This window comes from Segatella hominis, assembly GCF_019249725.2.
Taxonomy (GTDB): domain Bacteria; phylum Bacteroidota; class Bacteroidia; order Bacteroidales; family Bacteroidaceae; genus Prevotella.
Genome location: NZ_CP137559.1, coordinates 2907645 through 2920810, shown reverse-complemented (window position 1 = coordinate 2920810; position 13166 = coordinate 2907645). Strand labels below are relative to the sequence as shown.

The window sequence follows — 13166 nt, the reverse complement described above, 5'->3', positions numbered from 1 at the left end:
TTTTAGAAAAGGAATGCAAGTAGAGTTTTTTTGTATCTTTTGCTCAAGAAAAAATCAATAGGGATGTTGCCCTCGATGACGTGGTGGTGACAGGCACTAAGGTGAAGTTGGCTTACCGTGGCGACACGCTTGTCTCTGGGCATTTCGCTCTCTACCGACCTGAAGGAATATTGCAGGCGCGGTTACAGCGAGAAGTCGTTTAACACCAGCGATCTGGTATGGAATGCCTCGCTAACCCGTTCTTTCTGCAAAGGCAAGCTGATGCAGAAGGCCGAGAAATGGAACAATACGCTGCCAAGCTATGCAATGTTGCATTTGATGTATAATTCAGCAAGGCGACGAAGGGTAAAATACACTTTTAAGGACGACTTTTTGTGATTTCTCACACTTTTAAGGACGACTTTTTGTGGTTTTATATATTTTTAAGGACGACTTTTTGTATTCTCTGAAATAAAAAATGTATTTTTGTATTCAAAAGTGTCAAATAATCAGATAGTTATGAAGAGAAATGCCATCAAATACCTATATCAATGGAAAGCAAGCAATGACCTTTACAGGCTAAGAGTCTGAGGGTGTTTGTGGAGCGCAATCAGGGATTGAAAGGTATGCGCCTATCCATGTCACCTTACAGGGAGCAGGATTGGCTTGCCAATTATCCATTATATTCCGTATCTGCAATATTCGGATAAAAAAACAAAGTCCACAAGTTTGTGGACCACAAACTTGTGAACTTTTAATATTATTTTGTAAATCAGTCGCTTAAATGCTTTATTTAAGCTTGAATTGATGCGAAGATTAGTGGTGTAAGGTGTTGGCTACAATGACCGAATAAATTCATCCCATTTTTCTGCTCCACCATCTTTATTAAATATCTTTTTATATAAACGACTTCTAATTTTAGAAATAGAAGAAATTGTAGTACCTAGCAAGTAACTAATGCTAGAAGGTTTTATATTAAGTTTTAGGAGAAGACAAACAAGTAGTTCTTGTAAACTTAAATCATATAAAGCCATTAAATCGTCTATAAATTTAGGAAGATATGTTTTGAACACTTGAATAACTTCATCCTTTTCTGAAGTAGTCAAATGTTCTCTTTGAATTGCTTTACTCTTCAAGAGAATTTTATTAACAATATCCGTTTTTGATAAGGTATTAAAGGCTACATTGCGTTCTTTCTTCTCTATAGTATATAATGCATTTTTTATAGCATAGTTTTCTTCTTCTTTTGCAAGCTGTTCTTGTAATTTTTGATTTTGAATTTGAGTGCTATTTATTTGATTTTCCCAAAAAGCTATTTTATCTTTTATAGTCATTAATTCTTTTTCTTTTTGTTGGAGTATATTTTTTTGTATTTTTTGAAGTATCTGAATGCGCTTTTTTTGTATATTTTCATGTTGTATTTTTCTTTGAATTATTAACAAACAGAGAAGAATGGCAATGACTAATAGTGCAACTATAATACTTGCTATATAGATGATTGTTTTTTTTTCGTTTTTGACAATTTCTCTTTCTTTTATCTGTTGTTGATAATTATACAATTTGCTTACTTGTAATAATGATTTGGTATAGGTATATTTTTTTACGTTGTTTCTTGCATTGAAGTATTGTTGTAGATATTTCTGGGCAGTCTCATTTTTAGTATGTTTTATAGCTGCTTCTGTTAGATACGAAAATGCTGTTTCTTGTGCATAGATACTACCTTTTTCAGAGAGATACCTATAATAGAATGCAGCGGAGTCATATTGTAAGTTTTCTAAAATTTCGGCATAGATAGAGAAGACAGCACTCGTGTCTGATGGATGTATTTCTTTAAGTACTGGCTCGATAATTTTTTTAGCTTTAGTATATTCTCCATTTTGATTGAGAGCCATGGCCAAATATGATGTAATACTGTTGATGCGTCTTTGAGTGCATAAGGTCGTGGATTTTGCTATATTCAAAGCTTTTGCCAGCGTTTTTATGGCATTATTATAGTTGTTGTTAGCTATTTCTACAGATGCAATGTCTTTCATTGCGTTTACTATTTTCATAGTATCTTTAGCTTCTTTTGCTAAAGTGTAGGCAAAAGTAAAGTTTTGGAAAGCTTCTTTATTTAAGTTTTGAAAGTAAAATAAATAACCGATTTGACTATAAATTTTAGAGTCAAATGCAAGATTCTTGTTATTAATATTTACCGCTTGCTCATAATAATCTAAAGCAGATGGAGCATCGTGTTGCTCAGAGTAAATCCTGCCACAATAATATAGTGACAATTTTAATAATTTAGGATTATTTTCCTGCTCTTTATAAAATTGAGTGATAGCTTTAATTTTTTTTATGTCTTGCTCTTTGGATATGTTTTTATCCAATAAGTCTTTTGCCTGGTATCTTAATAAACTTAAATGCATATAGTCAGATATATTGTCATCTTCTAATATTCTTAGAATGCTGTCAATTTTATCTAATGTTTCCATGGGATTTTTTTCTACATTATTTTCTAATGTAGAATATTCAATCTTTCTATCATGATTAGTACATGAAGAGAGGAATACTATAAGTCCGAAAAATATGATAATAATCTTTTTCATGTGGCAAAAGTAATAAATTAAATGTAAAATAGCAAATTCTTTTATTAATTTATTGCTTAAAATAGGGGATGTCAACACTTTGTCAAGTGTTTTGGTTTTCCTTTTTGCCAAAAAACACTAATTTTGCTGCCAAAATTAAATTTCAAAAAAGATTATGATGCGTATTTAATATCATAAAAGTGCGCAAGCTAATACTTAATAAGATGGGAAAATATTTGTTATTTTTTGTATTGCTGTTTTCTTCTTTGCACATTTATCCTCAATGTTATCAAGGATATGTTGTTGATGAAGAAACAAATGCATGTTTACCTTTTGCTACAGTTTTTGTTAGTCAAGATTGTAGAACGGTGACTAATGCAGATGGTGCCTTTACTTTAGATACTAATTTGAAAGGAGTTGCAAAGATAAGTTATGTCGGTTATCATGAACTAATTATACCATTATCTCGTTTAAATGGTACAATAAAAATGAAACCATATGTCGTAAAATTGCATGAAGTGACGGCGTACCCAATAGATGTAATAATAAAGAGGGCTATGGACCAATTGCTTTTAGAGGCAAAATCTTATAAAAATAAAGAGTCAGACTTTATTTATAGGCAGGTCACATTGAATGACAGAACATGTAATGAATATATTGAAACATTCTTTAATGCAAAATCGGAAATTTCTTTAAGAAAATTATCTTTGATAACAGGACGTTATGCTACATTGAAAACAGGTAAAGACGGCGATTTGTCATACTGTACTAATTTCTTTTCTTTGGTGCAATTGGGGCTTTTGGCACGTAAAATAACGAAGAATATGCCTATTCCTTTTTTAACAAGAGAGTATAAGAAATATTATAATATCGATTATACTATTTTATCAGGTGCGAATAGTAATATTTATGTCATAACATTTAAAGCTAAAAGAAATGTTAAAAAAGTTATTATAGAAGGAAAACTGTTTATAGATGGTGTAGATTATCGTATACTGAGATATGAAGGTCATCTACGTAATTCAACATTGTCTTATGGAAAAAGAAAAATTCCATTGACATTATCGATAAATACAGTATACACCAATAGAAGAGGATTTACAGAAATCGAATCTGAAGAATTGAGTGGGAATTATAGACATTTGGGAAAGGATATAGTGATAAAAGCTTTAATTTATAATGTTGGTGAAAAAAAAATAGAGCGTAAAAAACGGATTAAGTACAATTATAATTTGAAAGAAATTATATCTTCAATGAAATATGATTCTAATTTTTGGAAACAGCATAATGAAGTTAGAAAAACTCCATTGGAAAAGAAAGTTCTAGAACTCTTTGAAAGTAAAAATGTATTTACAAATATGAGATAATCTTTTTACTTGATTACGGATGCAAAGATAAGCAAAAAAACAAAGTTCATAAATTTGTGGACCACAAACTTGTGAACTTTTAATATTATTTTGTAAATCAGGCATTTAAATGTGTTTTTCTTGCTGCCATCAACCTGTATCAATGGGGGCTAGCCGAAGAAACTGTAGCCCCAGATGGCCTGCATCATCCTGGCACAGAGCGAGGAGAAATTCTGATAGAGCTTAGGCGACCACTTCGTCATCCCATACAGCTCCTTCTTCTCCAGAAACATCTCCTCGCTCCATTCGGTATAATCATATTCATTGAAGTAGCGGGAATAATCGCTTAGATTATCTCCCGTAAAGTGGAGACGAGGATCGATGTTGCCAAACCAGTCGTCACTCATCATCTGATGGGCAAAGGTGGCGAAGGTGCTCTCATGCTTGATCAGGTTGAGATGCTTCAGCACGCTCCATACGCAGAACCAGTGGTTTTTCCTGGAAACCAGATTCACCATCTTGGAGATGGATTTCTTCAATTCCTCCAGATCCACCGAACGGCCATTCACCGTAAGATAGAACACCTCATTATGGAGGTCTTGCTCGAATTCCTCCGGAAATTCTATGGCACGGATATGCTCCGTGATGAGCTGGTATTTCGCCACAGCATCCACGAGCATCATGAATTCATCATTCGAGAAATTCACTTTTATCAGCGAAGCACCCAACTGGCTCACGTCATCTGCACTCTTGAGAAACAGCAGGAGCAGATTCTGGGACACCAGATGCTTCAACTCCCTTCTTGCCTGGAGCCATTGGTTCACGTTGAGCGGTTTTCCATCGTTGTCATACTGCAGATTGGAGAAATACAGTTCCAGCTTTTCGCTGCTTTCCTTTTCCGAGATGTATTTCTGCACAGCCCATTCCGTTAATCGTGCCGCTTCCTCGGGTGGCATTTCTGAACTGGTAACGTGGCAAACTCTGCGGAAATGCAGCACCAGATAGCTGGCGAGGCAATAGAGACGGATGAGATACCACAGACGTTCCTCGTATCTCACCCCTGGAAACTTCGTAATTTTATGATTTTTCTGAATCAGCTTCTCCGTATTCAGAATATCTCCCACCATTATCTGTATCGATTCCCTGCTCATGCCATCCATCAGCAGCAGGTCCTGCAACTTAGGCAGGAGCGTACTGATTTCTGAGGAGAACATTGGGGAAGAGTGTCCTTCTACTTTCTTGCCAGCCTTGACCTAGGCAAGGACTTTTTTCATGAATTTGGTAAACTGGGTGGTGATGATGAGTTCGAAGGAGGTAAAATACGTTTCGTTCTGCTCCTTGCGATGATGGGAAACATCGGTATGCTGCAAGGCGAGGTCCTGATCTGCCAGATAGCAGAGTCGGGAAGCCTTGGTACATAGGGAGTGGATGTCGAAGGTCATCTCCTGAGAGCTGTAATCTTCCCATCCGTCCATCAACACCTTGAGCATCATTGCAAAATTGTCGAGTTGACGATCGAAAACCTCGTAGCTGAATGCGGGGACTTGTCTGTTTTGCTGAGTCTGAAGCATATTTCTTGTTTTATAGTGAATAGTTTGCGAAACGAAGTTCCGTTATCAGTCTGCAAATTTACGTTTTTCTATCATTATCACCAAATGTTTTTCCATAAAACTGAAGAACTCTGCCCGATTTTCCCACGCCTTTTCCCACAACCCCTCTGATTTTTTCCCAAATGGAACGGAAAGGGCGTGCGACAGACGGGAAAACTTGGAAAACGCCTTTCCTATTGATTATCTTTGCACCCGGAGTTGAGAAGACTGGATGGAAGTTTCAGGCTGCGGGTGGATAGAAAGCTACTTTCAAAAACACCCTTCACCCCCATCTTTTTTGAGGGCGAATCACATCATTATTAATAATTTTAAAAGCCATGAATTATGGAAGAAAAAAGAAATTTTAAGTCATCTATGATGACAGGTAATCAGCTGGCAATTTACCAGGTAGAGAGCTTTCTGGAGGAGTCTTATCTCTTCCGGAGAAATGTTTTGAACGGAAAGACCGAGTTCATCTGCATCAAACCAGTAAAGGAACTGGAAGAAGAGGAACCGGAAAATTCCGAGGCGAAGGAGAATTCCGAAATAAAGGAGATTTCCGAGAAGAAGGAGTTGGAGAAGAAAGAAGTGACTCTGAAGGAGGAGAACCCTGAGGAGAAGAACTGGAAGATTCTTACAGCCGAGGCTTTCAACTCCATCGTACGCCGCGCCAAGAAATTGGGAATTGGCGAGCAAAAGTCGCCAAGACAGGACATCGAGGAGTACATCAAGTCGGATGCCGTTCTCGTCTTCGACCCTATCCAGGAATACATGAATAAGTTGCCGAAATGGGATGGCAAGAACCATGTGGCTGCTCTTTTCGGCAGAATACCGGGATTGACCAGCGAACAGCTTGCCTGGTGCGCCACCTGGTTCCGTTCGGCAGTAGCCCATTGGCTGCAGATGGATATGCTGCCTGAGGAACTTCGACAGTATTTCCTCGACCACATCAACTTCGGCAACAAGTTTGATTCAGAAATGGCTCTCACCCACAATCTCATAGTGAATGTCGATGAGCTTGCCAACATCACCGTTGCCCAGCAGGGCAAGTTGAAGCAGACCCTCTCGAAGGTAAAGGTGAATGGTCGTCCTATCTTCGGCAAGAGTCAGGCAGACCGCAGAAGATACGCCTCATTTCTGGCAACCACCAATGATGAGCATCCGCTCTGCGACCCGACGGGAAGTCGCCGCTACCTCTGTCTTCGGGTTCCCGACGGGGAGTTTATTGACAATAATTCAGCCATCAATTATGACCAGCTCTATGCACAAATGGTGTATGAGCTTCGTGATAAGAAGACCCCCTATTGGTTCACCAATGATGAGGTGGCACGCATTCAGGAGTGCAACCTTCCTTTTTTCAAGGTAGATGATCTGGAGCCCATGATCAACTACTGTTTTCGAATGCCTGAAGAGAAAGAAGAGGGTAAATGGATGGTAAGCTCCGAGGTATTCGATGTGCTTCATCTGCAGTATCCTATGCTGGTGGGAAATATGAGCACCAAGGTAAAAATAGGTCAAACCCTCAAGTTTATGGGATGCAAAAGCAAGCACACCAAACACGGGCAGGCCTATCAGCTTTTTGCTCTATCTGCCTGAGAAGTATTCTCCTGGAGCCGTTTTTCTCGAAAAGGTGAAGGGTGGGTGAAGGGTTGCGCCAACCCTTCACCTCTCACAACCCCAGTGTTTATCGGGGTTTCCGGCGAAAAGGTGAAGGGTGAAGGGTAAAATCGAGAGTAAGGTTTTTCACGGGCAAAACCACGTTTTCTGCAGTCGGAGAGCATATTCCGAATGGCGATATACCCCCTTCAGCCAGTGCCGTTTCTACAAGGCAAAGAATGGCGAGTTCCTCCTCGACCCTGAGATGCAGGAAGCTCTTCTGGAGGTTTTCAAGAAAAGAGGTGCCGACATCAGTCTGGGGTTCGACAGTTATGAGGACCAGAATGTGCTGGTAGAGAAGTAAGCGCCGATTGTCTGCCCTTCAGCTGTGAAGCTGAAGGGCAGATTTTTTTAGCCACTGAATTAAAAAGCCTTGGCATGAACACACTTCATGTTCTTTTCCAGCTGGGCTGTTGAGCTGGCACCTACCAATACGCTGGTAACGCCTTTCTGCTGCAATATCCAGGCTAGCGCCATCTCGGCAAGGGTCTCGCCTCGTTCGCCAGCTTCCTGATTCCATTGCTTCAGCTGCTCCAGCAACTCCGGTGTCAGGGCGCTGTGCTTCAGGAAATGCTCCTTTGCCATACGGCTATCCGATGGGATGCCGTTGAGATAGCGGTCGGTGAGGAGACCTTGTGCTAAAGGTGAGAAGGAGATGAAACCGATGCCATTCTCGTGGCAATAGTCGAGGGTTCCATTCTCCTGCGGTGCACGGTCGAGCATGTTGAGTCTGTCCTGGAAGATGAGCAGTGGACAGTCGCGCTCCTTGAGATATTTGTCTGCGAACTTCAGGGCTTCCAGTGGCCATCGGCTGATGCCGAGATAGAGCGCCTTGCCTTGCTTCACGATATCTACCATCGCCTGAAGTGTTTCTTCGAGCGGTGTGTTAGGGTCGTAGCGATGACTGTAGAAAAGATCTACATAGTCGAGGTTCATGCGCTTGAGACTCTGGTCGAGGCTTGTCATCAGATACTTACGAGAACCCCAGTTGCCATAAGGACCTTCCCACATATCATATCCTGCCTTGGTGGCAATGAAAAGTTCATCACGATATGGACGGAAATCATCTTGCATGAGTCTGCCCATCGTTTCTTCGGCACTACCATAAGGAGGACCATAGTTGTTGGCCAGGTCGAAGTGGGTAATGCCATGATCGAAAGCATAATGAGTAATGGCCCTGCTGCGCTCGTAAGGATCTACTCCTCCGAAGTTATGCCAGAAACCAAGACTTATTTTTGGTAAGAGAACTCCGCTCTTGCCACATCTTTTATAGAGTGCCTCCGAGTCTGTGTATCGGTTGGCATTTGCAGTATAGATTCCTTTTAAGTCCATATTCTTCTTTTTTTTAAATATCTTTTGCAAAAGTACGAATTATCTTTTGATAAACAAATGTTTCTGGCTATTTTTCTTCCTTATATTAAGTTTATTTCAAAACATTCATGATGTTGGCTGGAGGACGCTGTGCCTGCAATTCCCGCTTCATAAAGTCCATATAAGGAGCCACATGGGTATAGTATTCGTAATATCCCTTGCAGAGATAATTTAAGCCTGGCTCTCCATATTTATCATTTTCAAATCGGTTTTTAGGGCATTCGCCATGACAGGCAAATTCCATATCGCACTCCTTGCATTGGCGGGGAAGAGAGGTGTGTTTCAAGCGACTGAATGCCTGTTGCTTTTCTCCATAAAGCATGTCTATCAGGGATTTATCCTGGATATTTCCCAGTTTATATTCCGGGAATACGAAGTGGTCGCAGGAGAATACATCACCATTATGTTCCATCACTCCGGCATGACCGCACTCCTTGGAATAGGCGCAGATGCCTGGTTGTACACCTACCCAGTTGGCCAGTGTGCAGTCGAAGATTTCCACAAAGATTTTACCTACATCATGGCGAACCCAATCATCGAAAATGGTACAGAGAAATTTGCCCCATTGTTCAGAAGTTACTGAGAAATCGGCAATTGTGATTTCCTGATTTTCTTTCTGTTTTTTCGCATTCCCTACATCCTCATAATTATCTTCATGACTTACATCGGCTAAACTTGCTAAAGTGCGTCCGTCTTCATGCTCTGTCAGTCGTTCCACGATAGGGGTAAACTGCAGGTACTGGCAACCATTGTCTCTGAAGAAATGATAAAACTCCAAAGGATGTTCTGCGTTGTATGCATTTACCACTGCCATCGCATTCCATTCCACTCTATGTTTTTTCAAGAGATGGATGCCATGCATCACTTTTTCCCAAGATGGTTTTCCGGCAGATGTCTGTCGGTAATGATCATGATATTCCTGTGGACCATCGATGGAGATACCTACCAGAAAATGGTTTTGAGCGAAAAACTCACACCATTCATCGGTAAGGAGTGTACCATTGGTCTGGATGACGTTATCGATTTGCTTGCCGTGGGCGTACTTCTTCTGCAGTTCCAGCGCCTTCTTGTAGAAGTCGATGGAGCGCATCAGCGGTTCTCCTCCATGCCAGGTGAAGAGTACCTGGGGCATGGTCTGTGCCTCGATGTACTCCCGGGTGAATTGCTCCAGCATCTCATCGGTCATCAGATGTCGGGGAGTGTTCTGGTAAAGATGGTTCTTTTCCAGATAATAACAGTATTTGCAAGCCAGGTTGCAATGGGCACCTGCGGGCTTCAGCATCACATACAGGGGCTTGGCAAATGGGGTTGCTATATTGTCGTTCATCATATTCATTCTTTTCTAAATGAGGGAAATGTAATCTGCATCAGGACTGTGTGCCTAAAATTTTGGTAAAGTGATTTGGAAATCAGGACTATCTCTATGTTCCTTCTTGATGGCAGCTAAAAGTTCGGCTAATATTTCCGGATGCTCAGCTGATACATCATAATCTTCATGAATGTCAGTCGCTAAGTTGTAGAGATGTAGTTCTCCCTTTTCTACTACCAGTTTCCAGTCTCCTTTCCTTACACCTATCTGGTCGGTTTCGTGAAACTCCCAGTAGAGGTAGTCGTGGTGCTTCTGCTCGGCATCCTTGCCCAGGAGGGTAGGAGCGATGGAGATTCCGTCGAAACCATCACCTGCCAACTTCTTGTTGGTGTAGCGCTTGGCGAAGTTCTTGATTCCGGCAAGGTCGCAGAAGGTTGGCATCAGGTCGTAGAAGGCAAACTGGGTATCGTTTACGCTGCCCGCCTTGATGTGCTCCGGCCACCAGGCGATGAACGGGATGCGGATGCCGCCCTCGTAGCACTGGCGCTTCAAGCCCTTCAGCTTGCCGTCGCGACCGAAGAACTTTGGGTCGGCGCCGCCTTCTTCGTGAGGTCCGTTATCGGATGTAAAGATGACGACGGTGTTCTTGTCAAGACCCTTCACCTTCAGCTTGGCGAAGATTTCTCCTACATACTGGTCAAGACGGGTAATCATTCCGGCAAACTGTGCGTGGGTATGAACCACGGCGTTGTATCTTGAGTCTTCCCATCCTCCCCAAGTTTTATCATCAAAGAATTTCTTCTGATAGTTCTCTAAAATGGAATCTTCTGGTTGAGCCAACTCTGCGTGAGGTAGGGTATAGGTAAGGAATCCTACGAAAGGATGCTTATTATCCTGCTTGTCAATCCACTCCAAAGCCTTGTCGTGGATGATGCGGGCAGAATACTGCTTGCGTTTGAAATAGTCCTTGCCGAACATCGGGTATTGGATGTTCTGTTCCATCACTTCTCTCACTACAGCCGTATCTCCCAAAGCCTTGCTATATCTGTTCAGGAAATTAGGGTAGTAGAGATGTGCCTGAAATTGACAGATGTATCCATAGAATTCATCCACGCCCCGTTTGTCGGGAGTAGAGGCAGAACCTTCGTATCCGCCTGCCCACTTGCCGAAGACTCCGGTGCGGTAACCCTTGTCCTTCAGCATCTCAGGAAGAATCTTATGCTGTGGGTCGTAAGGTTCCTGACCCACAACAGAAAAGTCCTCATTTACTCCATACTTCACCATTGGCACGTTTCTCCAGTACTCCTTGTTCCCTCTTACGTGGGTATGACCGGTATGCTGACCCGTCATGATGGTAGCACGTGATGGGGCTGAAACCGGCGAACCGGCGTATGCCTGGGTGAATCGCATACCCTCTCTTGCCATCTGGTCGATATTGGGGGTATGGATGTAAGGCTGACCGTAGCAAGCCAAGTCACCATATCCCATATCATCGCAGAGGATGAAGAGAATGTTGGGCTGCTGTACGTTCTGCTTGGCGCACACCAGGGTAGGCAAGCAAATCATGCCTACCCCAGTGAGCCATATTGTCTTGTTGGTCTTCATAAAAATCTGTTTTGGATTCTACTCATCTATTATATTTAGAATCTTCTACTTTTAGATTCATCTACCTTTAGAATCTATTCATCTACCTTCAGATTCTTGCGGTAGTTGGCGAGCAACTTCTTCAGTTCCTTCTCAATCTTCTGAGTGCCTGGTTTGTCGTAGATATTGTGCAGCTCGTTAGGGTCGCTCTTGATATCATACAACTCCCAGTAGTCGATGTCGGCATCATCGGTGAAGTAATTGATAGACTTGAGGGCATTAAAGCAGTTGTTCTCTCTAGTGCCTGGCTGACCCTGGTACTTGTTTTCTACCACGGCTCTCTCGCCACCCTTGCCGTAGAAGTGAATCAGCTTGTAACGCTCGGTGCGCACACCGTCGTGCTTGCGTACCAGGTGGTAGGTAGGGTAATCATAATAATGATAGTACAGGCTCTTGCGCCACTTCTTCACTGGCTGGCCGGCAAACAGCGGCTGGAGCGATGTTCCAGGCATGTACTTAGGCTTCTGCAAACCTGCCAGTTCGAGGAAGGTAGGTGCGAAGTCGATGTTCTGAACCATCTGGTTGCATTCGCTCTTTGGCTGGATGTGCTTAGGATAGCTGATGATGAGTGGAGTGTGGAATGACTCCTCGTACATGAATCGCTTGTCGAACCATCCGTGCTCGCCCATGTAGAATCCCTGGTCGGATGTATAGACGATGATGGTGTTGTCGGTGAGATTGTTCTTGTCGAGATATTCCAGCAGTCTGCCAACGCTCTCATCTACTGAGGCAATCACAGCCATGTAATCGCGGATGTAGTTTTGGTATTTCCACTCGATCAACTCCTTGCCAGTCAGGTTCTTGCTCAGGAACTCACGGTTTCTTGGCATGTAGTAGGCATCGATGATGGCACGCTGCTGTGGAGTCATGCGGTTCATCTCGCCCATCAGTCCGGCATAGGAATCTCTTCCCTCTGGAGTAGAAGGATCGTACATCTCAGGAACCTTCAGGTCGCGTACCATCTCCATATACTTGTCGATAGACATCTTCTGGGTGGATGCAGCAGAACCACGGGTCTCGTAATCATCCCAGAAAGTTTCTGGCAACGGGAAGTTGACGTTGGCATACTTGCTTACATACTTGGTGTTAGGCATCCAGAGACGGTGAGGTGCCTTGTGGTGAACCAGCAGGCAGAATGGCTTGTTCTTGTCGCGGCTATTCAGATACTCGATGGCATGGTCGGTAATCAGGTCGGTGGCGTAACCCATCTCCTGCTTGAAGTTGCCATACTGGCCGGTAGAGGCGAAGGTTGGGTTGTAATACTGTCCCTGGTCATCCAATACGCGGTAGTAATCAAAGCCCTTAGGACTGCACGACATGTGCCATTTACCTACCACGGCAGTAGAATAGCCGGCACCCTGCAGCAGTTCTGAGAAGAAGGTCTTGGTAGAGTCAATACCCTCAGCCAGCTGGCGCTGTCCGTTCTGGTGGCTATAGAGACCTGTCATCAGGCAGGCACGGCTAGGAGTAGAGAGTGAGTTCTCTACGAAAGCCTGGTTAAACTTCATTCCTCTTTCAGCTAGGCGGTCGATGTTTGGAGTTGGAGCCAATTTAGAGATTGGGCTGCCGTATGCACTGATGGCCTGTATGGCGTGGTCATCGCACATAATGTACAAGATGTTAGGTCGGTCTCCTGCATTCTGAGCGAAGATCGACAACGGCATTGCCTGTAAGGCAGCCATGGCCAGCAGGGAACGGTTGATTG

The 13166-nt window shown here is 42.7% G+C and carries 11 protein-coding genes; 4 read left to right on the top strand and 7 right to left on the bottom strand.

The genetic code is table 11. The features are described from left to right. Window positions 1–117: 117 nt before the first annotated feature. A complete protein-coding gene (locus KUA50_RS11800) occupies window positions 118–378 on the top strand; it encodes a hypothetical protein (RefSeq protein ID WP_218457497.1) in 261 nt (86 codons plus the stop codon). Window positions 379–815: 437 nt separating this feature from the next. Here the strand turns inward: KUA50_RS11800 and KUA50_RS11795 are convergent, their stop codons facing one another. Beyond that, window positions 816–2567 carry a tetratricopeptide repeat protein gene (locus KUA50_RS11795; protein ID WP_218457498.1) on the bottom strand — a complete coding sequence of 584 codons (1752 nt, stop codon included), beginning with the start codon at window positions 2565–2567 and terminating at the stop codon, window positions 816–818. A gap of 203 nt (window positions 2568–2770) precedes the next feature. Between KUA50_RS11795 and KUA50_RS11790 the strand changes: the two genes are divergently transcribed. Further along, window positions 2771–3913, top strand: coding sequence for a carboxypeptidase-like regulatory domain-containing protein (locus tag KUA50_RS11790; RefSeq protein WP_218457499.1), 1143 nt, complete (start codon window positions 2771–2773; stop codon window positions 3911–3913). Window positions 3914–4062: 149 nt separating this feature from the next. Here KUA50_RS11790 and KUA50_RS11785 read toward each other — a convergent pair whose 3' ends face one another. Beyond that, a complete protein-coding gene (locus tag KUA50_RS11785; RefSeq protein ID WP_218457500.1) occupies window positions 4063–5106 on the bottom strand; it encodes a hypothetical protein in 1044 nt (347 codons plus the stop codon). 39 nt (window positions 5107–5145) lie between these two features. Next, window positions 5146–5463, bottom strand: a complete 318-nt coding sequence (locus KUA50_RS11780) for a hypothetical protein (RefSeq protein ID WP_218457501.1) — start codon at window positions 5461–5463, stop codon at window positions 5146–5148. A gap of 363 nt (window positions 5464–5826) precedes the next feature. Here KUA50_RS11780 and KUA50_RS11775 point away from each other — a divergent pair, with 363 nt between their 5' ends. Both KUA50_RS11775 and KUA50_RS11770 read left to right on the top strand, forming a co-directional pair. Then, window positions 5827–7077, top strand: coding sequence for a VapE domain-containing protein (locus KUA50_RS11775; protein WP_218457502.1), 1251 nt, complete (start codon window positions 5827–5829; stop codon window positions 7075–7077). A gap of 118 nt (window positions 7078–7195) precedes the next feature. Further along, on the top strand, window positions 7196–7441 hold the full coding sequence (locus KUA50_RS11770; RefSeq protein WP_218457503.1) for a DUF6078 family protein: 246 nt from the start codon (window positions 7196–7198) through the stop codon (window positions 7439–7441). A 59-nt stretch (window positions 7442–7500) separates the two neighbouring features. Here the strand turns inward: KUA50_RS11770 and KUA50_RS11765 are convergent, their stop codons facing one another. The 4 genes from KUA50_RS11765 to KUA50_RS11750 all read right to left on the bottom strand — a co-directional run bounded on the left by KUA50_RS11765 (window position 7501) and on the right by KUA50_RS11750 (window position 13143). After that, window positions 7501–8469 carry an aldo/keto reductase gene (locus KUA50_RS11765; RefSeq protein WP_218457504.1) on the bottom strand — a complete coding sequence of 323 codons (969 nt, stop codon included), beginning with the start codon at window positions 8467–8469 and terminating at the stop codon, window positions 7501–7503. A gap of 91 nt (window positions 8470–8560) precedes the next feature. Then, a complete protein-coding gene (locus tag KUA50_RS11760; RefSeq protein ID WP_218457530.1) occupies window positions 8561–9835 on the bottom strand; it encodes an anaerobic sulfatase-maturation protein in 1275 nt (424 codons plus the stop codon). 54 nt (window positions 9836–9889) lie between these two features. Next, the gene (locus tag KUA50_RS11755) at window positions 9890–11383 is read right to left on the bottom strand and encodes an arylsulfatase (RefSeq protein WP_218457531.1); all 1494 of its coding nucleotides are present in this window, start codon (window positions 11381–11383) and stop codon (window positions 9890–9892) included. Between the two features lie 113 nt (window positions 11384–11496). Next, complete coding sequence (locus KUA50_RS11750; protein ID WP_256624317.1) at window positions 11497–13143, bottom strand: sulfatase; 1647 nt, start codon at window positions 13141–13143, stop codon at window positions 11497–11499. Between the last annotated feature and the right edge of the window lie 23 nt (window positions 13144–13166).